This window comes from Nonomuraea cavernae (genome assembly GCF_014646355.1).
Taxonomy (GTDB): Bacteria; Actinomycetota; Actinomycetes; order Streptosporangiales; family Streptosporangiaceae; genus Nonomuraea; species Nonomuraea cavernae.
The window spans coordinates 47,179-73,542 of record NZ_BMNH01000029.1; the positions used below are offsets into that span (position 1 = coordinate 47,179).

Consider the following 26,364-nt stretch of genomic DNA (forward strand, 5'->3'; position numbering starts at 1 on the left):
TGAAGATCAAGCATCGCTACGTCCGAAGTAGGCGCGGAGAACGGCGGGATCGGCGAGCACCTCGGCGGGAGTACCGCGGGCGAGGACCTCTCCGTTGCTGAGGACGACGGACTCCCCGCACGCCCTCCTGACCATGTCGACGTCGTGCTCGACGAGCATCACGGTGGCTCCGGTGGTGCTTTGCGCCCGTTTGATCGCCTCGAGCAGCAACCGGCGGCTGGTGACGTCCAGTCCGGCCGCGGGTTCGTCGAGCAGAAGCAGGTCGGGTTCGGCGGCGAACGCCCGGCCCACGTCGACCAGTCGCCGCACCCCGAAGGGCAGGTCCTGGACGTCCCGGTGCAACAGGTCGGACAGTCCGAGGACCGCCGCCACCTCCTCGACCACCGCCAGGTCGCGACGTGCCTGGCGGCGGCCGGTACGGCTGCCGCCGATCTGGCGCAGCAGCCCGACGACTCGGAAGCGCTCACGGCCGAGCAGCAGGTTGTCGAGCACGGACATGCCTTCGAGCAGGCGCACCTGCTGGAAGCTGCGCAGAATGCCCGCCCGTACCCGCGCCACGGTTCCCGTGCCGGTCAGCTCCTCGCCCCGGAAGCGCACCGAGCCCTGCTGGGGTGTGATCACCGCTGAGATGACGTTCATGATCGTCGTCTTGCCCGCCCCGTTGGGCCCGATCAGGCCGAACAGCGAGCCTTCGGGCACGTCGAACGACACACCGCCCAGTGCCCGCACGCCGTTCACCGTGACACGGACGTCACGTACTTCCAGCACGGCCGGGGGCCGGCCGGCCTGGTCGGTGGCCATCACGACGAGCTCCGTTCAGGAACCGGGGTCAGAGGGGGTGGGGGTGCGGCACCGCTGCGCCGCACCCGATCGCGGATCCCGTCCAGCACACCGGCGATGCCGCCGGGCATCACGACCAGCAGCAGCATCAGCACCGCCCCGTTGACGATGGGGTAGGCGTTGGGGATGCCCAGGCGGGCGAACAGCTCAGGCATGAGTACGACATAGGCGGCTCCCAGCCACGCGCCGTGCACCCGCCCTGTGCCGCCCAGGATGAGCGCGACGAGCAGATTGAGGGAGGAGAACACGGTGAAACCGGCGGGCGTGACGCTCCCGGACACGTGCGCGAGCACGACGCCGGCGAGCCCGCCCAGCATCCCGCTCAGCATGAAGGCGGTCAGCTTGGTGCGAACCGTCGACACCCCGGCTGATTCCGCGAGCAGGTTCGAGTTCTTCACCGCCGCCATCGAGCGGCCGATGGGATTGCGTTGCAGGCGGATCACGAGCCAGGTCGCCAGCAGCGCGATCACGGCGGCGAGCCCGTATCCGACCAGCGGGTCGGCGGTGGTGACCGTCCCGAACCCGCCGGGGTTCACCAGGAGCCCCTGAGTCCCGCCGGTGATCGAGGCGAAGGTCGTCACGACCCACTGGAAGAGCTCGACGAACGCGAACGTCAGGATCGCCAGGCGCAGCCCGGAGACGCGCAGCGCCGGCAGCCCCACCAGGATGGCGGCGAGGCCGGCGATCACGGCGGCGGCGATCAGTTCGACCCCGATCGACACCGTGGTGGTGCGCGACATCCAGGCCGCCGTGTACGCGCCGATGCCGATGAAGACCGCCTGGGCGACCGACAGCACGCCCGCGCGCCCGAACACGATGTCCAATCCGATGATCGCGGTCACGTAGATCAGGATCATCGTCGCCTGGTACAGGCTGAAGGAGTCGAGCAGCAGCGGGAGCACCACCAGCGGCGCGAGCAGGAGGACCGGGCGCAGCCGTCGGGCAGGTGATCGTCGGTCAGGCACGGGCTTCCCGCCCTTCGGAGAGATAGCTCCGCGGCGCGAACGCGAGCACCACGATGATCAGTGTGAACACGGCCGGGGTCACGGCCTGCGCGCCGAGCAGGTAGACGACGAACGACTCGTAGATGCCGAGTCCGAAGGCGAACGCCAACGGGAGCCCGAACCGGTTGAGCCCGCCGAGGATCCCGGCGATGAACGCCTTCATCGCGAAAGGCGTCATGTAGTACGCGTCGACGCTGGTCCGGCTGGCCACCAGGATCCCCGCGACGGAGGCGAGGATCGCGGCGAGCGCCCAGGTGGCCACCCGCACGCGGGCGGACGGAATGCCCAGCGACTCCGCGACGGCCCGGTTCTCGGCGACGGCGTTCAGCATCGCGCCGATCCGCGTGCGACGGCGCACGAGCGACAGGCCCAGCACCGACAGCAGCGCCACGACGATCGTCACCAGGTCGCTCAGGTTCAGGGCCAGCCCGCCGAGGTCGAAGACCGTCCGGCTGCCGAGAGTCAGATAGGACTGGGTCCGGCCCCCGAGCACGCTCTCGGCGATGGCCGTGGCCAGCAGGAGCAGGCCGAGCGTCGCCACCAGGTCGGACCCGACCTGCCGGTCCGACGCCCGCTGCAGCACGAGCGCGTCGAACAGGACGGCGACGACCACCGCCGTGAGGACGGACAGCAGGATCGCGACCACCGGGTTCAGGCCCAGTTGCTGGTAGAGGTACCAGCTGAAGAAGGCCGCGATCATGCCGAACTGGCCGTGCCCGAAGTTGACGGCCTTGCTCACCTGGTAGATCACCAGGATGCCCGCGAGGAGGAGGGCGTAGACCCCTCCGGTGGCGGCCCCGCCGATCAGCAGCGACAGTTCGGACATCAGCGTCCGACCGTCCGGGAAGCCGGCCTGACCGGGCGGCGCGCCCGGTCAGGCCGATCAGCGACGCGCATGTCAGTTTCCGATCGCCGTGAACGGCTGCTCGGTCACCGTGCCGGTGTCCTTGATCCCCTCGATTCCGGCGGCCCGGACGCCCTGGCGTTCCTGGGGGCCGAAGGTGATGGGCGGAATGACGCCGGTCTCGAAGTCCGTCATCTTCTGCAGCGACGCCTCGAAGCACGACCGCGTGAGCGCCTCCGCCTGCTTCAGGGCCTCGGCCGTCACCAACGCCTGGACGTACCCGACGGTGTTCCAGCTCGTCGGGGCCTTCCCGCTGTGGGCGGAGGTCCAGTCGGCCACGAACTGCTTCACCTTCGGATCGTCGGACTTCTCCAGGTTCGCCAGCTTGCTGGGGGCGACGAGCCCCTGGGCCACCGACCCGAACGCCTCGATCCATCCGGAGTCGAGCATGTCTGACTGCGCACCGATGCCGGGCTTGTAGCCGATCTTCTGCATGGCCGTGATCGCGTTGCCGACGTCGGGCGGGGTCGCGAGGAACAGGACGTAGTCGGCGCCCGCCTGCTTGAGCTGCTCGGCGATCGGGCGGTAGTCGGTGGTGTTCGGCTCGCTGCGCACCACCGTCTTGAACTCCATCCCCGCGGCGTCGAGCACCTTCTTCGCACCCGCCAGGGCGTCGTCGCCGACATCGCCGTTCATCGCCAGGATCGAGAAGCTCTTCACGTTCCGCTTCTCGATCAGGAACCGGGTCAACGCCTCGAACTCGTCGGAGAAGTTCGTCCAGAGCATGTAGACATAGGGGTTCTGCATCGTGCCGATCTGGTTGGACGGCGCGTACGGCGCGACGGCGGGGATCTTCGCCTGGTTGATGTAGGGCAGTCCACCGACGAAGTTCTGGGTCCCGACCCCGCCCGTGATGGCGAACACGTTCTCCTGATCGACCAGCCGCCGCACATTCTGCAGCGCGACGTTGGGCTGGTACTGGTCGTCGAGGACGGTCAGTTTGATCTTCCGGCCCTGGATCCCGCCCGCAGCGTTGATCTTGTCGAAGTACCACTGCTGGCCGTCCAGCGCGGGCTTCGCGGCCGAGGCGCTCGGCCCGCTCAGGCCGGACGTGACCCCGAGTTTGATCTCGGATTCGGTCACCCCCGGGCTCTCCTCTTTCGTGTCGCAGGTGCTCGGCGCCGCGCTGGCGGCGGTGCCGCCCGCCTCATCGCGCTGTACGCCGCAGCCGGTCGCCAGCAGCATCAGCGACGCCGCGGTGACCGTGAACCCGGTCAGGCGTCGGTCTCGTCGGGGCACGATTCCTCCTCGAATCTGGTTGTACTCGGCCGGGTTGGCGTGGCCTGCGGCCTCCGAGCGGCCGTCACAGGGTGATCTCGCTCCCGTGGATCGGGGCGGGCTGGGGGAGCCATCCGAAGCGCCGCTCGTAGGTCTCGGCGATGCCGATCAGCCGGTGGTCGCTGAAGTGCGGGCCGACCAGCATGACGCCGACGGGCAGTCCGTCGGCCTCGGCCGCGGGAATCGACAACGCCGGATGGCCGGTGGCGTTGTGCAGCGGGGTGTTGTCCAGCATCGTCCAGCCGCGCAGCGCCTTGGCGAAGTCGTCGGCCCCGGGATCGACGCGATGCGCGTAGTGGCTCGCCGTCGGCATGGCGAGCACGTCGACCTGGGCCAGGGCGTGGTCGTAGGCCGTCCGCAGAGCGGGGATGCTGCTCTGCGCGGTCGCGTAGATCGCCCCGAAGTAGCGATCGCGCAGATACTCGCCTATCGCCGCGACGGCTTTGAAGGACCCGGGCATCTCGTCGCCGTAGGCCGCCACCCCCTTGCCGAACGCCTCGCGCTGCTCGGGCGCGTAGCGACCGGAGAAGTGGTATCCCTCCCCGTTTCCGTAGACGGTGGCCGCGACGCCTTCCAGCAGGGCGGCGAACATGATCGACCCGGCCACCTCGTGCTCGGGAACGGAGATCTCGACGAGTTCGGCGCCGAGTTCGGCGAACCGTTCCCACACCTGCTCCATCGCTGCGAGGGTCTCGGCCCTGCCCTCGTGACCGTCGTCGGGAAACCGCGTCCCCTCCGTGAGGAGGCCGATCCGCAGGCCACGAAGGTCGTCGCCGGCCGTCCTGACCGTCTCGACGAACGGCAGATCCGGCACTGGCGCGGCCTGCCGGGGGTCGGACGGATGGGCGCCCGACACGGCGGCCATCGCGATCGCCATGTCCGCTGCCGTCCGGGTGAGCGGGCCGACATGATCGAACGTGCGGTCCAGGGAGGCGAGGCCGGTGTAGGGCACCAGCGAGAAGGTCGGCTTGAGACCGAGCACGCCGCACCAGGACGCCGGAAGTCGGATCGACCCTCCCTGGTCGGTGCCGAACGCGATGTCGACGTGGGGGTGGAAGAGCACCGACGCCGAGCCGCCCGAGGATCCCGATGCCGTCCGGCCGAGGTCGAACGGGTTGCGGATCGGGCCGAACGAACTGGTCTCACCGCCGCCGGAGAACGCCAGCGCCTCCAGGTTGGTCATCGCCACGATGCGCCCTCCGGCGCGCAGCACCCGCTCGGTGAGCACGGCGTCGGACTGTGGCGTGCTGTTCTGCATCACACGTGAGCCCACCGTCATGGGCACTCCCGCGACGGCGACGAGGTCCTTGAGCGCGATGCGCTTCCCGGCGAGCAGGTCGCTGGTGCGCTCGGCCTCGTCGGCGCGGACATCGACCCAGCGCAGCACCGCGTTGCACGGGTCCTCCTCGGGAAGAGGGGGGCGGCCGGCGTTCCGCGGCCCGGCGACCACGCTGGGCCGCGGAACCAGGGGGCCGACCAGTTGCTGGAACCGTTCCACTCGCGAGAGAACGTCGCGGGCCAGTGCGTGGAACCCGTCCAGTTCTTCCTCGCCCACGGTGAAACCGACACGTTCGGCATACCGGTTGATCTCTTCGCGCCGAATGTCTCGAATCATCGCCTCGGCCTTCACATTGTGAAACTCGCATTCGATTGATGGCATTGAAGGGGTGCCGGTCACCGACTGTCAAGAGGGAGAACGCGAGAACCTTTCCTTGCAGGTCCCCGCGCTGAGCGGCGAAGGCGGCGGTCAAGGAGCCCACTTTCGGGCACTGAGCGATTGCTGTCGGCTACACCCTTGACGCGATCTGAGCCGGTCCCCCATTCTTTACTCACTCATTTTGAATCGACATTTCACATAGCGAAAGTAGGGCGAGATGAGCGTCGATACCCCGACCGACGAAGGGGGCCGGCCGAGCAACGGCAGCCTTGAGGGGTTGCGGGTCGTGGAGGTCGCCACGATGCTGGCGGCGCCGTTCTCCGGGATGCTGCTCGCTGATCACGGCGCCGACGTGGTGAAGGTGGAGATGCCCGAGGTCGGCGACGGCATCCGGCAGTGGGGGCACAGGAAGGGCGACGTCGCCCTGTACTGGAAGGTCCTGGCGCGGAACAAGCGCACGGTGACCCTCGACCTGCACGAGGAAGCGGGCCGCGAGCGGCTCAGGCACCTCCTCGCCGACGCCGACGTCCTCATCGAGAACTTCCGGCCCGGCACGCTCGAGCGCTGGGGCCTATCGCCCAACGGACTGCGGGCCGCGAACGAACGACTGGTGGTGCTGCGGGTCTCAGGATGGGGCCAGGACGGGCCCTACGCCGACCGTCCCGGGTTCGGCACGCTCGTCGAGGCGTTCAGCGGATTCGCCCACATCAACGGCTGGCCGGACCGGCCCCCCACCCTGCCGCCGTTCGGCCTCGCCGACTCCATGGCCGGCATGATCGGCGCGTTCGGCATCCTGTGCGCCCTGCGGGAACGGGACCGGAGCGGCCGCGGACAGGTGATCGACCTCGCCCTCTACGAGCCGATGCTCGCCGCCCTCGGCTCGCTGGTCATCGACTACGACCAGCAGGGCATCGTGCAGGACCGGATGGGCAATCGCACGCCCTTCAGCGCCCCGCGCAACGCCTACCAGGGCAGCGACGGCGGCTGGTTCGCGATCTCGGCGAGCAACCAGAACACCGCCACCCGGCTGCTCACCACGATCGGCCGCCCCGAACTGCTCGACGATCCCCGCTTCGCCACCAACACGGTGCGGACGGCGCATCAGGACGAACTCGACCAGGTGATCTCGGCGTGGGCCGCGCTCCGTACCCGCGACGAGGCCATCGCGGACCTCAACGCCGGCGGGGTGCCGGTCGCGCCGGTGAACTCGGTCGCGGACATCGTCGGCAACGAGCACGTCGTGGCGCGCGGCTCGCTGATCCGGGTCGCCGACGACGAACTCGGCGAGGCACTGGTGCAGGCGCCCGTGCCCCGGCTGTGTGACACGCCCGGCCAGGTGCGGTTCCTCGGCCGCCCGCTGGGCTCCGACGACGACCAGTGGACCGGCGGCCTGTGGAGATGACCCGCCGGATCTTCGTCACCCGCCCCGTCCCTGACCACCTCGCCGACTCTCTGCGTGCCCGGGGCGTGACCCTGGAGACCTACAGTGGCGAACTGCCGGTGCCCCGGACGGACCTGGTACGAGCGGTTCGCACCTTCGACGCGGTGATCGTCACCATCTCCGAGCGGGTCGACGCCGACATCATCTCCCAGGCGCCGGCGGACGGGCCGCTGCGCGTGCTCGGCACCGTCTCGACCGGCACCGACCACATCGACCTCGGCGCCGCCGCCCTCAAGGGCCTGCAGGTACGGCGCGTCCCCCCAGCCATCACCGCACCCGCGACCGCGGAGCTCACCCTGGCCCTGATGCTGGTCACCGCACGCCGGCTGATCGAGGCGTGGAACGACCTGCGCGCCGGGTCCTGGAAATCGTGGATGCCCTACCAGTGGACGGGCGGCCTGCTCGCCGGCCGGTCGCTCGGCGTCGTCGGACTCGGCGCCATCGGCGGTCTGGTCGCCGGCTACGGCCATGCCCTCGGCATGCGGGTCCGGTTCACCGCCCGCTCCCCGCGCGAGGAGCTCCCGCCCTGGCTGGAGCAGGTCCCCCTCGACACGTTGCTCGCCGCGTCCGATGTGCTGAGCGTGCACGTCCCGCTGACGGACGAGACGGCCGGCCTCATCGGCGAGCGTGAGCTCGGCCTGCTGCCCCCGGGCGCGCTGCTGATCAACACCTCGCGTGGAGGTGTCGTCGACGAGGACGCGCTCCTCGCGGCACTCGACGGCGGGCGGCTGGCGGGGGCGGGGATCGACGTCTTCAGACGGGAACCCGTCGATCCGTGCCATGCGCTGGTGCGTCATCCGCGGGTGGTCGCCCTCCCGCACATCGGCAGCGCGACGACCTCGACCCGCGACGACATGATGCGCAGCGCCCTCGAAAGCGGCCTGCGCGTGCTCGACGGGCTCTCGCCGGCGGACGAGACCGTGCCGCCCGGCTTCGATCAAGCGGTGGGCAGGAGGCCGGCCAGGTGAGGAACGACACCGATCCCACGACCGAGCGCGGTGCGCCGGACGAGATCGTCGTGGCCGCGGACATCGGTGGCACGTTCACCGACATCGTCGCCGTTCGCGGAGATCGCATGCTCGTCGGCAAGTTCCCCACCGACTACGACGATCTCAGCAGGCCGGTCCGGGACGGCGTGGACCTGGCGCGCCGCGCCCTCGGTGGCCCGGACGCCAGGGTGGGCACGGTCATCCACGCGACCACGGTGGCCACCAACGCGGTGCTGGAACGCCGCGGCGCCAAGGTCGGCCTGCTGATCACCAAGGGCTTCGCCGATCTGCTCCAGATCGGCAGGCTCCGGCGCGCGGACCCCTACACGCTCGACCATCGCAAGCCGGCGCTGCTGGTGGACGTCGATCTCGTCGCCGAGATCGACGAGCGGATGGACGCCTCGGGCAAGGTGGTGACACCGCTGAACGAGGCGGAGGTGGAGGAGGCGGCCCGCCGGATGGTGGCCGCCAGGGCCGAGGCGGTGGTGGTCGGCTTCCTGCACTCCTATCTCGATCCCGCGCACGAGCGACGCGCCGCCGCGGCCGTCGCCAGGGTCGCCCCCGGCCTGCCGGTGGTGTCCTCGGCCGAGATCATTCCCGAGGCCCGCGAGTACGAGCGGATCAGTACGGCGGTGATCGCCGCCTACCTCGGGCCGGTCGTACGGCACTACCTGCGCCGGCTGGCGGATCGCCTGCGTGACGAACCTCCGGTCGACCAGTTGTGGGTCATGAAGTCCAGCGGCGGGCTGGCCACGGCCGACCATGCGATCACCCACCCGGAGGAACTGGTGGAGTCCGGTCCAGCGGCCGGAGTCATCGCCGCGGCGTGGGCGGCGCGCCGCGCCGGCGTGGAGACCGCCGTCGGGTTCGACATGGGCGGAACCACGACCAAGGCCGCCCTGATCGTGGACGGCACACCGCGGATCAACCATGACTACGAGATCGGCGGTGCGGCGCACTCCGGCGACTTTCTGCGCAAGGGCACCGGGCATCCGTTGCGGTCCCCGGTCATCGACCTCGCCGAGATCGGGACGGGTGGCGGCAGCATCGCGTGGCTCGACGCGACCGGCGCCCTGCGCGTCGGACCGCGTAGCGCGTCGTCCACTCCGGGACCGGCCTGCTATGGACGCGGCGGCGACCTGCCCACCGTCACCGACGCCGACCTCCTCCTCGGCTACCTCGACTCCGCCCCGGCGAAGGAGGCGGGCGGTCTCGGCGTGCTCCACCGCGACCTCGCGGAGGCGGCGCTGAGCACACTCGTCACAGCCGGCGCCGCCCAGTCGGTGGTCCACGCCGCCTCCGGCGTGTTCGAACTCGCGGTCGCGCAGATGGCCGGGGCCGTCCGGCTCGTCTCGCTCGCCAAGGGCGTCGACCCTCGCGAGCTGATCCTGATCCCCAGCGGCGGAGCGGGTCCGGTGCACGCCTGGGCGATCGCGCGGGAACTCGGCACGAGCACGCTGCTGTACCCCGCCTTCCCCGGAGTCGCATCGGCCCTCGGGCTGCTCCAGTCGGAGGTGCGAGTCGACCTGGCCGTCGGGGTCCGGGCACGGCCGACGAGAGCGGCGGACCGCGACCTGCTCACGGCGCACCTGACCCGCCTGGCGTCCGACGCGGCCGGACAGGCACGCGAACAGGCGTCGGGCCGGGAGCCGGGCTCGCTCACGGCGCAGCTGGACATGCGCTACGCCGGGCAGACCTATACGATCCCCGTCGATCTCGACGGCACCCGGCTCCCGGCCACCGATGACCTTCTCACGCGCTTCGGCGCCGCCCATCGGGCCGCCTATCACCACGACACTCCGTCGCGAGAGGTCGAGGTCACGACCGTCCGCGTCACGGCCACGGCACCGTCGGGCACCGTCAGGACCACCCCGCGGTGGGCGGCCGTGCCGACCGCGACGGAACGTCCGGTGGTCTTCGACGGTGTGCCGTACCGGGTGCCGGTGGTTCAGCGCGCCGACGTCGACGCGGCCGGACTGACCGGTCCGGCGCTGGTGATCCAGGTGGACACCACCATCGTCGTCCCGCCGGGGGCGCACATCCGGGCCGTCGGCGACGGCTCACTGCTGGAGATGAGGCTGCCGCGCACCGACGGCCCGGACGAGAAGGAGACCAGATGACCGGCTCGGCGAGGTCCGCGGTCACCCTGCAGGTTTTCGGCAACGCGCTCCACGGCCTGGCCAACGAGCTCCAGGTGTCCATGATCAGGGCCGCCTACTCCCCCATCATCAAGGAGATGTTCGACTGCTCGGCCGGGCTGATCTCCCCTGACGGCGAATACCTCGCGCTCGCCGACGGAATCCCGTTGCAGCTCGGTGTGCTGTCGACCGTGGCCCGCGAGCTGGCTCCCCTCGCCCGCGACCTCGGGCCGGGCGACATCCTCGTCACGAACGACCCTGCCACGGGCTCGCCCCATCTGAACGACTACCTGACCGTGGCCCCCGTGATCGTGGACGGTTACCTGGCCGGCTACGTCTCCACCCTCATGCACCACGCCGATGTGGGCGGAAAGACACCGGGCAGCATGCCCGCCGACGCGACCGAGCTGTTCGCCGAGGGCATGCGCTGCCCACCGGTACGACTCGTGCGGGCGGGCCAGGTCAACGAGGAACTGATGAGTGTCCTGCTGGCCAACAGCCGGCTTCCCGACAGCATGCGCGGCGACCTCGACGCGCAGATCGCGGGCACGCTCGTCGGCGTCCAGCGGATGACCCAGCTGGTCCGCCGCTACGGCACCACGGTCTTCGACCGGCTGCGGCGGGAGTACCTCGACTACTCCGAGGCCCTGGTACGCGCCGAACTGAAGGACTTCCGGCCCGGGACCTACTCCGCCGCGCGCACCCTTGAGCTGCACCATGACCCGGCCAGCGCCGCCGAGCTCGTCCGCGTGCACGCCGAGATCCGCGTCGCCGACGACGGCACGCTCGCGATCGACCTGTCCGGCTCCGACCCGCAGATCGCCCTGCCGTTCAACGTCGTGCTCTCCAACAGCCGATCGGCCGCGCTGGTCGCGCTGCGCTGCTTCCTGTCCGACGAGCTGCCCATGAACGCGGGGATAGAGCGCTGCGTGCGCGTCACCTGCCTGCCGGGACGAGTCACCAACCCCGATCTGCCGGCGCCGGTCGGCGCCCGCGCGGCGCTCGCCGCGCTGGTGAACGAGGCCATGATCGACGCGATGGGGCAGGCCCACGGCAGCATCCGGGCGGCCGGCAGCAGCGGGGGCACGACGATGCCGTACGTGTGGGCCCACGCGGGCGGCATCCTGATCGACAACTCGACGACCGGCGGGATGGGGGCGACCGCCCGGCAGGCGGGTGAGAGCGTGGTGGACAACTGCGTGACCAACGCGATGAGCTATCCCAACGAGGTCCTCGAACAGGACCATCCTCTCCTGATCGAGGAGGTCCGCCTCCGCCGCGGCTCCGGGGGCGCCGGCCGCCACGGCGGCGGTGACGGGCTCGTCCGCCGGGTGCGCTTCCTCGCCGACGGCATGCTGTCGCTGCGGGGTTACCGGACTCTCGGCGGTCCCCCGGGGGCCGGGGGCGGCGGCGAGGGCGCGGTGTCCCGGTGGACCCTGATCCGGGACGGCCGCGAGCAGGTGCTCGCCCCGCAGCAGACGGGGATCGCGACCCTGCCCGGCGACGTCCTGCTGATCGAGACTCCCGGTGGTGGCGGTTTCGGCCCGGAAGAAGGGACCTCTGATGGAGCCTGAGCTCGGCGCCTCCCGCCACGATCGGCTGCGCCGGGTGCAGTCGCTGCTCTTCGTGCCCGGCGATCGTCCGGACCGGTTCGGCAAGGCGCTGGCCGCCGGAGCCGACGCCGTCGTCATCGATCTCGAGGACGCGGTACGGCCCGCCGACCGTCCGGCGGCTCGCGGCCACATCGCCGACCTGCTCCGGTCCCATCCAGCGCCGGTCCCCGTCCTGGTCCGGGTGAACGACATCCGCACCGGTGAGCTGTCCGCCGACGTCGAGAGCGTCATCGGCGCCGGGCTCGACGGCCTCGTCGTCCCCAAGCTCGACCCCGACTGCGCCGCGGCGACCGACGAGCTGATCGGTGAGGCGGAGCAGGCCCGAGGGCTGGCGCCGGGCTCGATCCCCGTGCTCGGCATCGTCGAGACGGCGGCAGGACTGCTGCGGCTCGCCGCCCTGCCACGACTGCCCGCGCGGATCGTGCGGCTCGCTTTCGGGGCGGGCGATTTCTCCGCCGACACCGGCGCCGTATGGCTCCCCGGCAATCCGGCGCTGCTCGCGGCGAAATCGATGATCGTGTGGATCTCCACGGCACTGGACCTCGCCCCACCCGTCGACACCGCGTTCCCCTGGGTGAACGATCCCGACGGGCTGCGTGCCGAAGCCGACGACGCCGCGGCCGTCGGCTACCTCGGGAAATTCTGCATCCACCCGGCACAGATCGAGTCCGTGCACGCCGCGCTGCGCCCGTCGGACGACCAGGTACGGCGGGCCGAGGCGGTCATCGAGGCGCTGTCGGGATCCGGCGCGGCCGGCGCCCAACTGATGAACGGCCAGCTCATCGACGAAGCCGTCGTCAAATGGGCCCGACGGATGCTCGCGATCGGCGGCCACCGGCCACAGCGACCGGACTGAACCGCCGGGCCCGGCGCGCCGAGGCTGCGATCGCCCAGAGACAACCACCAACCCCCCGGCTCGTCGAGCCACAGGAGAGAACGTGTCGGCCATTCCTGAATTCAGCGCCTCGTCCATGGACGAGAACCCGGCCCCGGACGAAGCGGTCCTCGATCAGGTAGCCCAGAAGGTGTTGTGGCTCGCGACCTCCATGGTCCACCACGCGAACCGGGTCAGGGCGAATCCGAGCGGCATCAAGGTCGGCGGCCACCAGGCGTCGTCGGCGTCCATGGTGAGCCTGATGACCGCGCTGTGGTTCGACGGTCTCACGGCGCAGGACCGGGTCTCGGTGAAGCCGCACGCGTCCCCCGTCCTGCACGCGATCAACTACCTGCTGGGGCGACTCGACAGCAGCTATCTGTCACGACTGCGCGAGTACGGCGGCCTCCAGCCGTACCCGTCCAGGACGAAGGACCCCGACCACCCTGACTACTCCACCGGCAGCGTCGGCATCGGAGCCACCGCACCCGTCTGGGGCGCGATCGCGAGGCGCTTCCTCGCGGCCCGGCTCGGCACCGAGGCCGGGGGCCGCCAGATCTCGCTGCTCGGCGACGCCGAGTTGGACGAGGGCGCGATCTGGGAGTGTGTGGCCGATCCCATGGTGTCCCACCTCGGGGAGGTCCTGTGGGTGGTAGACCTCAACCGCCAGTCACTCGACCGGGTGGTGCCGGACATCGCCATCGGAAGGTGGTCCGGCATGTTCGCCGCCGCCGGCTGGGACGTGGTGCAGGTGAAGTACGGCCGTCAGCTGCACCGCGTGTTCGCCCGTGCCGGCGGAGAGGCCCTGCGCCGTCGCATCGACGAGATGAGCAACGAGGAGTACCAGTGGCTCCTGCGCTCACCGGTCCCGGAACTGCGCGAACGGCTCATCGGCGGCGGCCTCCGCGGCCCCGCCCTGCGACGGGTGCTGCGCGACAGTGACGACGCCGAGATCGCGGCGCTGATCCGTGACCTCGGCGGGCACGACATGGCCGAACTGTCGCGGGCCTTCGCCACGGCGGACCCCACCCGCCCCACCGTGGTGTTCGCCTACACGATCAAGGGCTGGAACCTGCCGATCGAGGGCCACCCGGGAAACCACTCGGCCCTGCTGTCGGACGGCCAGTACGCGCAGCTCGCCGAGCGGACCGGTGCCGATCCGGAGAACCCGTGGCGCCCCTTCGAAGCGGGCTCCCCCGCTGACCGGCTCTGCGCCGAGGTCGCCGCCCGCCTGCGGCGCGAGGAACCCCCGCGCAACGAGCCGCCCGCGGTGCCCGCTGAGCTCGGCAGGCGCTACCGAGGACGTCAGTCGACGCAGGCGACCCTGGGACGCGTGCTCGGCGACCTCGCGCGGGACGCGCCGGACGTCGCGGCCCGGGTGGTGACCGTCTCCCCCGACGTCGCGAGCTCCACCAATGCCGGCGGCTGGATCAACCGCGTCGGCGTGTGGTCGCCCCGTGAACGCCATGACTGGTTCGCGGAGGACGGCGACCGCCTCATCCGGTGGCGTGAGTCGCCGCGGAGTCAGCACATCGAGCTGGGGATCGCCGAGGTCAATCTGATGGGCCTGCTCGGCGAACTCGGCGCCACCTGGATGACCGTGGGCGAGCCGCTGCTCCCGATCGGCACGATCTATGACCCGTTCGTGGGGCGCGCGTTGGAGCCGTGGTCGTTCGGCACGTACGCCGGCGGGCGGTCCATCCTGGTCGGCACCCCGTCGGGGGTCACGCTCGCCTCGGAGGGCGGCGCGCACCAGAGTGTCGTCACCCCCACGCTCGGCCTGCAACAGCCGGGCGTCACCACGTACGAGCCGGCCTTCGCCGTAGAGGCCGAATGGTGCCTCCTGCACGCGCTGTCCCGTCTCGGCCGGGCTGACGGCGAGTCGGCCTACCTGCGTCTCACCACGCGGCCGATCGAGCAGGAACTGGCCGCCGTCCCGGCCGACGCGGTGGGCCGGGAGCGGCGGCGGCGAGCCGTGCTGAGCGGTGGATACCGTCTCCGGTCCGTGCCGGGGGCGCCCGAGGTCACCCTCGCGGCCGTCGGTGCGCTGGTGCCGGAGGCGATCGAGGCGGCCGAGCGGCTGGACCAGGCCGGTGTCGCCTGCGACGTGGTCGTCATCACCTCCTACGACCTGCTGTGGCGGGCCATGGCGGCGGGCCGACCCAGCATCCTGGACGAGATCTTCCCGGCCTCCCGCCGTTCGCCGTTGGTGACCGTGCTGGACGGGCATCCGCACACGCTCGCCTTTCTCGGCGCGTTCACCGGGAGCGCGGTGTCCTGCCTCGGTGTTTCGGGCTTCGGGCAGGGCGGCTCACTGGAGGACGTGTACCGCAGCCACCACATCGACACGTCGTCCATCGTGCAGGCCGCGCTGAAGCTTCTCGGTCAACCCGGCTGAGGGATGCCACCCGCGTCGCCGCGGCTAGCGCAGGAAGGCGGCGGCCACTCCCGCGTCTACCGGGATGTGGCGGCGAGCAGCCGTACCTGGTGGGCCTGGCAACGTCATGGGCCTGTGGATCCTGCAGGAGTGCCTGCGTGCCTGGGGCGAGCCCGGCCTGACGGACCTGCTGGCCGAGGCCGAGCGGGCCGGGACCGACGCGGTCATCGCCCCCGACGATCCGTCGTTCCTGGCGCCCGGCGACATGCCGGGCCGCATCGCCGCCTACTGCGCCCGCACCGGCCGGCGCCCACCGGCCGACCGCGCCCAGGTCGTACGATGCATCCTGCAGAGCCTGGCCCTCGCCTACCAGCGGGCCATCACCGGCGCCGTCCGCCTCAGCGGCCGGCCCGTCGAGGTGGTGCACCTGGTGGGCGGCGGCTCGCGCAACGGGCTGCTGTGCCGGCTCACCGCCGACGCGACCGGCCTGCCGGTGGTCGCCGGCCCGGTCGAGGCGGCCGCGCTGGGCAACGCGCTGGTCCAGGCACGGGCACGTGGCCTGGTCGGCGATCTGGCCGAGATGCGGGATCTGGTACGACGAAGCGCGGGCGTGCGCGTCTACGAGCCACGGGGCACCGATGAGGACTGTGAGCATCAAGGAAGTCGCGGCCAGGGCGGGAGTGTCGCCCGGCACGGTGTCCAACGTGCTCAACCGTCCCGAGAAGGTGGCCGGCGAGACCCGCGAGCGGGTCGAGGCGGCGATCAGGGACCTCGGCTTCGTCAGGCACGGCTCGGCCTCCATCCGGCAGTGCCAGGACCGGCGGCGGGGCGCGTACCAGGCTCTGACGGCCGCCGGTCGCGACCCGCGCGAGCTGCGCGAGATCTCGATGCCCACGATGACGGCGAAGGCCGGGCAGGAGGCGGCCGAGAAGCTGCTCTCCGAGGGGGCGCTGCCCGGCGCGCTCTTCTGCGCCAACGACCTGCTGGCTCTGGGCGTGCTGCGCGGCCTGCTGCACGCGGGCGTGCGGGTGCCCGGCGACGTGTCGCTGATCGGCTATGACGACATCGACTTCGCCTCGGCCTCGGCCGTGTCGCTCAGCTCGATCCGGCAGCCGACCTACCAGCTCGGCCGGGTGGCCACCGAACTGCTGCTGGACGAGTGCGACAACCCGGAGACGCACGCGCACCAGCAGATCATGTTCCAGCCGGATCTCGTCGTCCGCGAATCCACGCGGTAGGTTGTCCCCCTAACCGGACATACGGGGTTGATCATGTCAACTGGGATTCGTCATGTTCTCGGAATCGTCGCCGGCTTAGTTCTTCCTCCGCTGATCGCCGCAGGTCTGATGTACGGAGTGACCGACGTCTCCGCCGGCTACCAGCGGTTCACCACCTCCTGGGCCGGGCTCGGCGGGCTCGTGGTCGCGGGCGTGCTGCTCGCCCTGCTGACCGGCTCACGGCTGTCGCCGGTCTCCTCACTCATCGGCGGGCTCATGTTCACCGGGCTCGGGATCGTCCCGATACTGGACATGCGCGGCCTGATTGCGCTGCCCGAGGCGTGGATCGGCGGCCAGTTCCGGTCCGGCTACCTGACCCTCGGTCACACCGGGCTCTTCCTCTTCCTCGGCGTCGCGTTGCTCGTGGTGTCGGCCTTCCCGTCGCGTTGGCGGTCCACCCGTCCGCCGGTGGTGACGCCAGGCCACTACTCTCCGGGCCACGACCACGGCCCGCCGTACCAGGGCCAGCATTACCAGGACCCGTCCTATCAGGACCAGGGACAGTCGTACCGCGACCAGGGCTCTGCGCACCGGGATCCGGGCCCGCCGTACTCCGCTCCGGGGCCGTCGTACCGTCAGCCGCCGCCGGAGGACGTCACGCGGCCGATGCATCGCGACTGACGGGTGTCCGCGCCTGGCAGAATGCCGGGCATGCGTGACACCAAGATCGGCGATGGGAAGCACGGTGCGTGACGTCCTGATCGTGCAGAACAGCCGCAGCGGCGGCCCCGGCCGGTTCGGCCGCTGGCTGGAGGAGGCCGGGCTGGGGCTGGACGTCCGCCACGCCTACGACGGCGACCCCGTGCCCACGACGCTCCGGCACGGCGCGATGGTCATGCTGGGCGACGGCTGCCTGCCCGGCGACGACGACCGGGCGCCGTGGCTGGCGCCGGCCAGGGCGCTGGTCGCCCAGGCGCTGGCCGAGGACGTGCCGCTGTTCGGCATCTGCCTGGGCGGCCAGATGCTCGCCGAGGTCGCGGGCGGCGAGGTGACGGCCGACGCGGGCGCTCCGGAGAACGGCAGCGTCCCGATCACGATCCGGCCCGAGGCCGCCGGCGATGAGCTGTTCCGCGACTTGCCCCCGGTGGTGCCCGCCATCGAGCACCACGTCGACGCGATCACCGGCCTGCCGCCCGGCGCGGTCTGGCTGGCCGAGACGGCCGCCTGCCCCTACCAGGCGTTCCGGCTGGGCGATCTGGCCTGGGGCGTGCAGTTCCACCCCGAGGTGGTGCCCGAACGCATCCGCCAGTGGGAGATCGCCGGCTTCGACCCCGACGAGGTCTACGCCGCAGCCGTGGCCGACGAACCGATCTCCACACCGATCTGGCGTGAGGTCACCACCCGCTTCGCCAAACTCATCTGACCACCGGACACCGGGAGCATGACGAAAACCGCATCAGAAGCTTGAAGCGAAGGCCGGTCAGGAGCCAACAATACGGATATGCGGCAGGCAGCGGAGGCTGTGACCGGAGATTGATCGAATGGTCAGCATAAGCGCAAGCGGGCTGCCTGGCGACTCAACGTCCCGAGCATCACGTTTGACGGCGTGATACGGAGGTCGGACTCATGCGACTTGTTCTGATCGCGGCTAGTGCAATGGCAGGCGCGTTACTCCTCGGCGCATGCACCACGTCGGAGCCGTCAGCCGAGGAGCTGGAACAAGATACGGCCCAGCTGAGACGATACGGATATGTGGTGGCCAATGCGTTCAGAGCCACACATCCCGAGTACGCTGTGCACGGTGAAAATTTTCCCGCGTTACGCTCCTTCGGAGAGCCGGCCGTTGAGGTAGCCGTCAGGCCGTCATGGCGGATCGATCCCGTCGCGAACGATCACGCCACCGTGGCGATTCGGCAGAACAGTGATACGGGGCAGATCTACTTCTCACATTCTGCCGATCGAACACCCATGGAAGAATCTGCGGCAATTCATGGCTCCACCCCAATACCCGGAGAAGCATTTTCCTTGAGATCGGCGGTGCGACGTATGGGCTCGCCCCTGAACAGCATCTCATCAAAGCAGGAAATACACCGCATTCTCAGCGGCGCCGGACGGGCCAAGGGGGTGACGGCCCTGGTCGAGCTCGAAACGCCTATGACCGCCGAACAGATTCGCGACAAGGGTTATATCACTTTCACCAATGCCCTGTTCGAGCCCGCCGCAGAACCGGCTCCGGTTTACTGGGACAGCCGGAGCACCATGTTCTGCCGAGCCTGCTCGGGAGACAGCCACGCTTTGACCGAGGAGTTTCGCTCATGGGTTTCCACGCTGACGCCTGACGATGATTCCACGCTTCGGCAGTTCGGACTGACATATGATCGTCTCACCAAAGCGTCGAGCGCAGGTAAGATTTATGGCTATATCGAGGCCGAGTCAAATCCGATACTTCTTCGTGAGATCCTGAAGAAGAGCCACGTGAAGACCATACATGTGATCGGCATCAACAAGAACTGCGAGCTGGACGAAGACGGCCGAACATGTCACTCCTTCCTGTGGCCGAAGAGCACTCAGCTCAACGGTCTCACCTACCGCAAACTGGACAATGAATAGCGAATGCATTTGCTCGCCGACCGGGGTTGACACGTCCATCATCGGGGATTCCGCGTAATGCGATCACACCGCTGGCGGCCCGTCAGCTGATGCGTCATGCCGAGCCGCGAGGACCTGTCCCTCCTTTCGGAGTCTCGGGCATGACCAGAGGGGCAGCCCGTCCCATCCAGTGACTAGGACGTTTTGGCGGAATATTTCCCCTATAGTGGAATGCGTGGATGTTGAAGGGCTCGGCGCTCGGTTGCACGCGCAGCGCCTCCGGCACGGGCTCAGCCTCAACGAGCTGGCGAGCCGCAGCGAGGTCAGCCGCAGCATGATCTCCGACATCGAGCGCGGGACGAAGCTGCCCACCGTGCTGGTCCTGGCTCGGCTCGCCACCGCGCTCGGCGTCACCGTGTCCCGGCTGCTCGGCGAGGAACAGCCCGAACGGGTCATCATGCTGCGCGCGGCGCAGCAGCCGGCCATTCTCGACGCCGCCGGCTGGCAGCGGCGCATTCTGTCGCCGAACCTGCCCGGCGTCGAGTTCGAGTTCATCCGCACCACCGTGCCGCCGGGCGTGGTGATCGGAGCGTTCGCGGCGCACGCTCCCGGCTCCCGTGAGTATGTCGCGGTCGAGGCGGGGCGGCTCACCGTGACGCTCGACGGCGTGTACCACACCCTCGACACCGGCGACGCCCTCTACTACGCCGGTGACTGCACGCACGCCTTCGCCAATCCCGGCGACGTCGAATGCGTCTACTACACCGCGATGCAGGTAACCATCAACGATCATCACGCAGTCCTGGAGGATCTGTGACCGCTCTGGACATCCGCCCGATCGACCCGGCGTTCCTGCCGCAGGCGCCCAGCGACTACACGCACGGCACCATGGTCACCGGGGCGCGCCGCATGGTGTTCGTCAGCGGTCAGGTGCCCTGGGCGGAGAACGGGAAGGTCCCCGAGGGCTTCGACACCCAGTGCCGGATCACCTGGCGCAACGTGCTCGCGGTGCTGGCCGAGGCCGGGATGGGCGTGCGCAACCTCGCCAAGGTGACCATCTACCTGTCCGACCGCCGATACCGGGAGGCCAACTCGCGCATCCGTACGGAGATCCTCGGCGGTCACACGCCCGCGCTGACCGTCATCATCACCGACATCTACACCGAGGAGTGGTTGCTGGAGATCGAGGCGATCGCCGTCGACGGATAGACCGGCGGGACGCGGGGGCGCCTGGCCGGCGGAGTTCGTCCTGTGGTTCGCCCATAAGCGGAGCCTTCGGGTGACCGGATGCCGGTTCAGCCCGTGTACGAGTCGTAGCCGAGTTTGGCGGCGACCGCGAGGCCGCAGGCGGCGGCCAGATAACGCAGGCTCTGGCCGGGCAGCCGACGGGCGATCTTCGGGCCGAGCCAGCCACCCACCAGGAACCCGGCGGCCAGCGGCAGCGCGGCGCCCCAGTCGACCGGCCCGAACAGGGCGAACCCGGCCGCGGCCACCGCGTTCGCCAGCCCGGACAGCACGTTCTTCAGCGCGTTGGACTTGGCCGGTGACTGGTCGAACATGGCGCTCAGCACGGCGAACATCAGGATGCCGCCCGCCGCGCCGAAGTAACCGACGTAGATCGCCACGGCGAACAGCGCGATCCGCATGAGCACCCCGTGCTCACCGTGGAGACGGCCCGACGGGGGGCGGACCAGGAGCAGGGAAGCCACCGCGATCAGCCACGGCGCGATCAGCTCGAACGTCCGCGACGGCGTCACCAGCAGCAGGAACGCCCCCGTCGCGCCGCCCAGGGCGGTGACCCAGCCGAGCCTGGTCACCCGGCCGCCCTGCCCCGTGAGCTCCGGCCGGGACCCGAAGGCCGCGCCGAGACCGGTGAACACCAGCGCCACCGTGTTGGTGACGTTGGCGGTCAGCGGCGGCAGCCCGAAGGCCAGCAGTGCCGGGTAGGACACGATCGACGCGAGGCTGACCACCGTGCTGACCACCCCGGCCGCCACACCCACCCCGAGCAGGCCCAGGACCTCTCCGACGATCACCTGGACATGCTAGAGCCTGTCTGATAAATGATCACGGCCGATGCGGTTAGATGATCGTTCGTGGTGCGACGTGGTGAGCTGACTGACATGGCCTGGCAGCGGATCGAGCCGTTACTGCCCACCGCGGACGGGCGCGGGCGTCCCTGGCGGAATCATCGCGAGGTCATCAACGGGATCCTGTGGAGGTTGAGGACGGGAGCGCCTTGGCGGGACATTCCCGAGCGCTACGGTCCTTGGCAGACCTGCTACGAGCGCTTCTCTCGTTGGGACAACGACGGCACCTGGGCCCGCCTGCTGGAAGAGATGCAGGTCAAGGACGATTCGATCGGTACCGTCGAGTTGACCGTCAGCATCGATTCCACTATTGCCCGCGCTCACCAGCACGCTGCCGGAGCGCGAAAAAGGGGGACGACAACGGGACGATCGACACGAAGGAGTCCCAAAGACGGCAGGCGCTCGGGCGCTCCCGAGGCGGACTTACCACCAAGCTCCACCTGATCACCGAAGGCCGTGGACTGCCCATGACGCTCCACTTGACCGGCGGCAACGTCGTGGACTGCACGGCCTTTGAGGCGGTGATGGCCAAGTTCCGGCTGCGCCGCAGAATCGGCCGTCCCCGCACCCGACCCGACCGCCTGCTGGGTGACAAGGGCTACTCCTCCAAGAAGATCCGCCTCTACCTGCGCCGGCGCGGTATTCAGGCAGTCATCCCCGAGCGTAAGGACCAGATCGCCAACCGCAAGCGAAAGGGCAGCTACGGCGGCCGCCCTCCCACCTTCGACACGGCGACCTACAAGGACCGCAACCTGGTCGAGCGGTGTTTCGCCAAACTCAAGCAATGGCGAGCCATCGCCACCCGCTTCGACAAGTTGGCCAGCCGCTATCTCTCAGGCGCCGTCATCGCGTCCATGATGCTCTGGCTCCGCCAGGCCGAATTGTCAGACAGGCTCTAGGCCGTGTCCGATCGCGCCACACGGCCTGGCCGTCGCCTCCGGCCGCGGGGCACGGGCTGTTCACCGGCGCCTCGCCGCACGGGCGAGGCCCGCGGTCACCCCCATCGCGAGCACGGCGGCACCGGCCGCGGCCACCAGGCGGCGCCGGCGGGCGACGCGGCGTTCGATCTCGGCGTACGGCGTGGTGGTGAACGACACCAGTTCGTACTGGGAGACGTACCTGCCGGGCAGCAGCCGTTCGAGCGCGTGTTCGGCCCGTTTGCCCGCCAGGAACAGCCGGGAGCCCACCTTGTCGCGCATCTCCACGAAGTTGTCCAGCGCCAGCCTGGCGATCACGTCGGTGTCGGCCTTGCGCCGTTCGAACAGCTCCAGCGCCCGGGGGAAGTCGTCGCCGGTCTCGTCGAGGCACCGGTCGAGCTCGACGCAGTCCTGGAAGCCGCAGTTGGCGCCCTGCCCGTAGAACGGCACGATCGCGTGGGCGGCGTCACCGACCAGGCCGACCGTCATGGCGGCAGTGGTGACGTGCCAGGGCGAGCAGCGCACGGTGACCAGGTGGCCGACGGGGTTGGCCTGGTAGGCGGGCACGAGGTCCGGCATCAGGTCGCAGGCGTCGGCGTAGTGCTCGGCGAAGTGCGCGCTGATGCGGCGGGGGTCGTCGAGCGCGGCGAGCTGGTCGTGCGGCCAGAACAGGGTGCAGGTGAACGAGCGGTCGGGGTTGGGCAGCGCGATCATCATGGACCGGCCGCGCGGCCAGATGTGCAGCGCCCCCGGTTCCATCGCGAACGCGCCGTCGCGTGCCGGGATGCTCAGCTCCTTGTAACCGTAGTCGAGGTACTCCTGGCTGAAGTCCGTGCCCGGCAGCGCCTGCAGCGTGGCGCGCACCGCGCTGCGCGCGCCGTCGGCGCCGATCACCACCCGCGCCCGGACGGTCGTCGCGCCCGAGTCGAACTCCAGGTCGCCGGTACGCGGGTCCAGGCCGGTCAACCGGTGCCCGAAGCGCACCTCGACCCCGGGCAGGGCGGTGGCGGCGTCGAGCAGCCTCCTGTTGAGGTCGGCGCGGCCGATCGAGTGGATCGCGTGGCCGCGGTCGGCGCTGTAGGGCTGGAACGTCAGGGTGCCGTCGGGCGCGTGCATCATCCGGCCGGGCATCGCGATCGCCTCGCCGAGCACCTCGCGGTCGAGGCCGAGGCGGCGCAGCGCGTCGATGCCGCGGGCGGAGACGGCCAGGTTGATCGACCGGCCCCGGTCCGCTCCCCGCTCGCGCGGGTCGTCACGGCGTTCGTACAGGATGACGCGGTGGCCGCGACGGGCCAGGAAGCAGGCGAGCAGGCAGCCGACCAGGCCCGCGCCGACGATCGTGACCTCCATCACCTCTTCGTACGGCGAAGCGGCGACGATGTCCAGCCATGCCCGGGGCTCGCCGTACCAACGCCAGGTGCTGAGACGGGGGCGGCCGGGCAGGTCGGCGCGGCCGGTCGCCCACCGGACCTCGGCGTCCATGAGCGGGAGCGGCCGGTGCGTGCGGGCGCGGGCGTCAGTGGAGTGTTTCGGTGATGGCGAGGGCGGTGGTGCGCCAGATGGGGGCTCGGGGGTCGATCACGGCGAAGTGGTCGCCGGACATTTCCAGGTACGTAACGTCATCTCCGGCCTCGCGGGCGGCCCGGGCGTACCGGCGGCCGAAGTCGACGAGGTCGAGTTCGTCGCCGGAGCCCTGGACGACCAGCTGGCGCACCTTGAGCGGCAGCCGGAGCAGCGGGCTGGCGGAGCCGTACAGCCGCGACCCGGCGTCGGCGCGCGTGCCGAGGGCGGCGGCGACGGCGCCCGAGCCGAGCCAGCGCCGGTCCGCCTCGACCAGGTCGAGGATCCCCGCGAGTGACACGGCCAGCGAGACCCGTGCCCCGTCGGCGGCGGCCCGCAGGGCGAGCTGGGCCCCGGCCGAGTGGCCCACCACGGCGACGCGGTCGAGGTCGACGGGCGCGTCCACGCCGGCCAGCGCGTCCAGGCCGGCGGCCACGTCGTCGGTGGCCGCCTGCCATCCGTGCGGGTCGGGGCGGCGGTATTCGAGGTTCCAGACGGCGAAGCCGCGGCCGACGAGGTCGAGCGCGAGCGCGTCCATCAGGTCGGCGGCCCACACCGCGCGCCAGTTGCCGCCGTGCACCAGCACCGCGACCGGCGCCCCCGCCGAGGCCGCCATCCCCGCCGAATCCCCCGCCGAAACCGCCGCCGGCGGATCTGCCGGGAGCGTCGGCAGGTACAGGTCGGCCCACTGGTCACGGTGATCGCCGTACGGGACGCGGCGTCGGGGGTGGCTCAGCCGGTGCACCGCGTGGCGGATGGCCCAGGTGAGGCCCTCGACCCCCCGTCCGTGCAGGTGGGCGGCGCCCTCCCCCACCTCGGTGTCGTCCGCCCGGGCCAGGTCCAGCCAGACGACCGGCCCGGCCGCCCGGCCCATCAGCTCCCGTGCCTGGGGCGTGGGTCCCGGGACGGCCACGACGGCGGTGCCGGAGTCTCCGGCGCGTGCCGTACAGGAGAGGACCTCGGCGGCGTCCCGCGCGTGCACGATCGTGCCCCGCACGCCGAGAGCGGCGAACTCGCGCTCGGCGGCCTCGCCGAGCAGGGCGGGATCGGCGACCAGGCCCGGTCCGACGACCACCACGGCATCCATCATGAATCACGACACTACAGAACATGTCGCCGATAGGCCTTTATTCGACCTTGGTATGCGGTTTCAGAAGATCACGTAGGTTGGCCAGGTGCGTGTAAATCAGCTTCACCCCTGGCCGACGAGTGTCGCGGAGGCGGAGGCCGTCCAGGACCGCCTCCGCGTTCACGTCGAACGATCCGGACCCACCGCCTTCGCCTTGGTGGCGGGCCTCGACGTGCACTACCACGGTGACGACGAGCTGACCGCCGCCGTGGTGGTGCTCGACTCCGGCACGCTGTCGGTGGTGGAACAGGTGACGGTGCACGGCAGGACGACCTTCCCGTACGTTCCCGGGCTGTTCGCCTTCCGTGAGCTGCCCGCGCTGGTCGAGGCCCTCGAACGCCTCACGGTCACGCCCGACCTGCTGGTCTGCGACGGGTACGGCCTGGCGCACCCGCGCGGGTTCGGCCTGGCCTGCCACCTCGGTGTGCTCACCGGCCTGCCCTCGCTCGGCGTCGCCAAGACCCCCTTCGTCGGCACCCACACCACCCCGGGCCGGGAGCGCGGCTCGTGGACCCCGATCGTGCTGGGCGACTCCACGGTCGGCCGCGCGCTGCGCACGCAACGGGCCATCAAGCCGGTGTACGTCTCGCCGGGCCACCGCATCGACCTCGACACGGTCACGGACCAGGTGCTGCGCCTCGCCCCCCGCTTCCGCCTCCCGGACCCGATCCGCAAGGCCGACCACCTCGCCCGCCACGGCACCTGACCGCACCGGCACCCGTCCGCACCGGCACCGCCCGGACGGCCGCTCAGCGGCGCCAGGACCAGACGACCAGCCACACGCTGAGCCCGAAGAGCGTCATCCCGAGCGGCACGTGCAGGGACACCTGGCCCGTGCCGCCCAGCATGGACTGAACGGCCCCGAGCAGCAGCGCCGCCAGGCTGACCAGCGCCGGCCAGCCCGCCCCGCGCCCCGGCCGCCACAGCAGCACGGCCGCGATGAGCTGCGCCAGCCCCAGCACGTGCACCGCCGTGGCGCCCGATCCGTGCGCGGACTCGGCCACGCCGCTCATCAACTGCCCGGCCGTCACCGCCTGGACGAGCACCGAGAGCATGCTCAGCGCGGCGACGATCCTGAACGCGGTCAGGTATCCGCTCCTCTGGGCGACCTGGGTGACCACTGGACTCTCCTTAGATTCGTGAGCTCCCCATGATCGGGCCCAGGCCATCTCGGGACATCCGCCGTCCGTAGTCATTCGCCCTACTCCGACGGTCGTACGCCGGCCGAGGGCGTTCAGACGCGTCAGCTTCTCAGCCCTGAAGGGACTGAGCTTGCAGCTCCTGGCCATCGGTGGCTTCGACGGTCCGGTCCGCGTCAGGCAGCGTGACTCACTGCCCAGCCCGTCTCACCGCGTGCGGCGATGTTGCGGGCTGCGTTGACGTCGGCGTGCTCAGCGAAGCCGCACGACGTACAGGCGAAGGTTTCCTGGTCGGGCCGGTTGTTCTTGGCCACGTGCCCGCAGGCCGAGCAGGCTTGCGAGGTGTAGGCCGGGTCCACGTGGACCAGGGCGACACCGGCACGGGCCGCCTTGTAGGCGATGAAGTGGCCGAGCTGGTGAAACGACCACGCATGCAGCGTGACCCGCTGGGGCTTGCGGAGCCGTACCCGGTCGCGGATCCCCTGGAGATCTTCCAGGGCGATACCTCGCCCGGTGCGTGCAGCCTCGGTCACGATGCGTCTGGCGATGGTGTGGTTGACGTCGGCGGCGAAACGTGCTTCTTTACGGCGGCGTTTCTTCAACAGCCG

At 70.4% G+C, this 26,364-nt stretch carries 24 protein-coding genes and 1 pseudogene; 15 read left to right on the top strand and 10 right to left on the bottom strand.

The features are described from left to right. Positions 1-6: 6 nt before the first annotated feature. From IEY82_RS31970 to IEY82_RS31990, 5 genes are all read right to left on the bottom strand, one after another. Positions 7-801 carry an ABC transporter ATP-binding protein gene (locus IEY82_RS31970; RefSeq protein WP_225264218.1) on the bottom strand — a complete coding sequence of 265 codons (795 nt, stop codon included), beginning with the start codon at positions 799-801 and terminating at the stop codon, positions 7-9. After that, on the bottom strand, positions 801-1,805 hold the full coding sequence (locus IEY82_RS31975) for a branched-chain amino acid ABC transporter permease (protein ID WP_189127995.1): 1,005 nt from the start codon (positions 1,803-1,805) through the stop codon (positions 801-803). Before IEY82_RS31975 ends, IEY82_RS31970 begins: the two co-directional genes overlap by 1 nt. Continuing rightward, positions 1,798-2,670, bottom strand: coding sequence for a branched-chain amino acid ABC transporter permease (locus tag IEY82_RS31980; RefSeq protein ID WP_189127996.1), 873 nt, complete (start codon positions 2,668-2,670; stop codon positions 1,798-1,800). The genes IEY82_RS31975 and IEY82_RS31980 overlap by 8 nt, the downstream gene beginning before the upstream one ends. Before the next feature lie 72 nt (positions 2,671-2,742). Beyond that, positions 2,743-3,987, bottom strand: a complete 1,245-nt coding sequence (locus tag IEY82_RS31985; protein WP_189127997.1) for an ABC transporter substrate-binding protein — start codon at positions 3,985-3,987, stop codon at positions 2,743-2,745. A gap of 64 nt (positions 3,988-4,051) precedes the next feature. Continuing rightward, positions 4,052-5,641 carry an amidase family protein gene (locus IEY82_RS31990; RefSeq protein WP_189127998.1) on the bottom strand — a complete coding sequence of 530 codons (1,590 nt, stop codon included), beginning with the start codon at positions 5,639-5,641 and terminating at the stop codon, positions 4,052-4,054. Positions 5,642-5,900: 259 nt separating this feature from the next. Here IEY82_RS31990 and IEY82_RS31995 point away from each other — a divergent pair, with 259 nt between their 5' ends. From IEY82_RS31995 to IEY82_RS32055, 13 genes and pseudogenes are all read left to right on the top strand, one after another. Continuing rightward, positions 5,901-7,085, top strand: a complete 1,185-nt coding sequence (locus IEY82_RS31995; protein ID WP_189127999.1) for a CaiB/BaiF CoA transferase family protein — start codon at positions 5,901-5,903, stop codon at positions 7,083-7,085. Beyond that, on the top strand, positions 7,082-8,092 hold the full coding sequence (locus tag IEY82_RS32000; RefSeq protein ID WP_189128000.1) for an NAD(P)-dependent oxidoreductase: 1,011 nt from the start codon (positions 7,082-7,084) through the stop codon (positions 8,090-8,092). The genes IEY82_RS31995 and IEY82_RS32000 overlap by 4 nt, the downstream gene beginning before the upstream one ends. Beyond that, the gene (locus tag IEY82_RS32005; protein WP_189128001.1) at positions 8,089-10,233 is read left to right on the top strand and encodes a hydantoinase/oxoprolinase family protein; all 2,145 of its coding nucleotides are present in this window, start codon (positions 8,089-8,091) and stop codon (positions 10,231-10,233) included. The genes IEY82_RS32000 and IEY82_RS32005 overlap by 4 nt, the downstream gene beginning before the upstream one ends. Then, positions 10,230-11,825, top strand: a complete 1,596-nt coding sequence (locus tag IEY82_RS32010) for a hydantoinase B/oxoprolinase family protein (RefSeq protein ID WP_189128002.1) — start codon at positions 10,230-10,232, stop codon at positions 11,823-11,825. The genes IEY82_RS32005 and IEY82_RS32010 overlap by 4 nt, the downstream gene beginning before the upstream one ends. Beyond that, the gene (locus tag IEY82_RS32015) at positions 11,815-12,720 is read left to right on the top strand and encodes an HpcH/HpaI aldolase/citrate lyase family protein (protein WP_189128003.1); all 906 of its coding nucleotides are present in this window, start codon (positions 11,815-11,817) and stop codon (positions 12,718-12,720) included. The genes IEY82_RS32010 and IEY82_RS32015 overlap by 11 nt, the downstream gene beginning before the upstream one ends. Positions 12,721-12,802: 82 nt before the next feature. Beyond that, entirely contained in the window at positions 12,803-15,136 is a 2,334-nt protein-coding gene (locus IEY82_RS32020; RefSeq protein ID WP_225264199.1) for a thiamine pyrophosphate-binding protein, read from the top strand. Positions 15,137-15,242: 106 nt separating this feature from the next. Next, positions 15,243-15,656, top strand: a pseudogene (locus tag IEY82_RS32025) (FGGY-family carbohydrate kinase); the annotation flags it as partial. Positions 15,657-15,753: 97 nt separating this feature from the next. After that, positions 15,754-16,353, top strand: a complete 600-nt coding sequence (locus IEY82_RS32030) for a substrate-binding domain-containing protein (RefSeq protein ID WP_189128004.1) — start codon at positions 15,754-15,756, stop codon at positions 16,351-16,353. A gap of 117 nt (positions 16,354-16,470) precedes the next feature. Continuing rightward, positions 16,471-17,013 carry a hypothetical protein gene (locus tag IEY82_RS32035; RefSeq protein ID WP_189128005.1) on the top strand — a complete coding sequence of 181 codons (543 nt, stop codon included), beginning with the start codon at positions 16,471-16,473 and terminating at the stop codon, positions 17,011-17,013. A gap of 64 nt (positions 17,014-17,077) precedes the next feature. Further along, on the top strand, positions 17,078-17,755 hold the full coding sequence (locus IEY82_RS32040) for a type 1 glutamine amidotransferase (RefSeq protein WP_189128006.1): 678 nt from the start codon (positions 17,078-17,080) through the stop codon (positions 17,753-17,755). 203 nt (positions 17,756-17,958) lie between these two features. Beyond that, the gene (locus IEY82_RS32045; RefSeq protein WP_189128007.1) at positions 17,959-18,942 is read left to right on the top strand and encodes a hypothetical protein; all 984 of its coding nucleotides are present in this window, start codon (positions 17,959-17,961) and stop codon (positions 18,940-18,942) included. Between the two features lie 214 nt (positions 18,943-19,156). Continuing rightward, positions 19,157-19,738 carry a helix-turn-helix domain-containing protein gene (locus tag IEY82_RS32050; protein WP_225264197.1) on the top strand — a complete coding sequence of 194 codons (582 nt, stop codon included), beginning with the start codon at positions 19,157-19,159 and terminating at the stop codon, positions 19,736-19,738. Next, positions 19,735-20,130, top strand: coding sequence for a RidA family protein (locus IEY82_RS32055; RefSeq protein WP_225264194.1), 396 nt, complete (start codon positions 19,735-19,737; stop codon positions 20,128-20,130). Before IEY82_RS32050 ends, IEY82_RS32055 begins: the two co-directional genes overlap by 4 nt. Positions 20,131-20,216: 86 nt before the next feature. Here IEY82_RS32055 and IEY82_RS32060 read toward each other — a convergent pair whose 3' ends face one another. Beyond that, a complete protein-coding gene (locus IEY82_RS32060) occupies positions 20,217-20,957 on the bottom strand; it encodes a sulfite exporter TauE/SafE family protein (protein ID WP_225264192.1) in 741 nt (246 codons plus the stop codon). Positions 20,958-21,020: 63 nt separating this feature from the next. Between IEY82_RS32060 and IEY82_RS32065 the strand changes: the two genes are divergently transcribed. Further along, positions 21,021-21,910, top strand: a protein-coding gene (locus IEY82_RS32065; protein WP_372459757.1) for an IS5 family transposase whose coding sequence is annotated in 2 segments (ribosomal slippage) — positions 21,021-21,405 and positions 21,405-21,910 — 891 coding nt in all. Because the reading frame shifts where the segments join, the coding sequence is not laid out codon by codon here. A 60-nt stretch (positions 21,911-21,970) separates the two neighbouring features. Here IEY82_RS32065 and IEY82_RS32070 read toward each other — a convergent pair. Then, complete coding sequence (locus tag IEY82_RS32070) at positions 21,971-23,410, bottom strand: FAD-dependent oxidoreductase (protein ID WP_225264191.1); 1,440 nt, start codon at positions 23,408-23,410, stop codon at positions 21,971-21,973. Positions 23,411-23,444: 34 nt separating this feature from the next. After that, positions 23,445-24,578 carry an alpha/beta hydrolase family protein gene (locus tag IEY82_RS40015; protein ID WP_263648812.1) on the bottom strand — a complete coding sequence of 378 codons (1,134 nt, stop codon included), beginning with the start codon at positions 24,576-24,578 and terminating at the stop codon, positions 23,445-23,447. Between the two features lie 85 nt (positions 24,579-24,663). On the opposite strand from IEY82_RS40015, the gene IEY82_RS32080 reads away from it, so the two are divergent. After that, complete coding sequence (locus IEY82_RS32080; RefSeq protein WP_189128009.1) at positions 24,664-25,323, top strand: endonuclease V; 660 nt, start codon at positions 24,664-24,666, stop codon at positions 25,321-25,323. Positions 25,324-25,366: 43 nt separating this feature from the next. Here the strand turns inward: IEY82_RS32080 and IEY82_RS32085 are convergent, their stop codons facing one another. Both IEY82_RS32085 and IEY82_RS32090 read right to left on the bottom strand, forming a co-directional pair. Next, entirely contained in the window at positions 25,367-25,738 is a 372-nt protein-coding gene (locus tag IEY82_RS32085) for a hypothetical protein (RefSeq protein WP_189128010.1), read from the bottom strand. A gap of 194 nt (positions 25,739-25,932) precedes the next feature. Next, positions 25,933-26,364, bottom strand: a 432-nt coding sequence (locus IEY82_RS32090) for an RNA-guided endonuclease InsQ/TnpB family protein (protein ID WP_189128011.1), incomplete at its 5' end; no start/stop codon positions are given.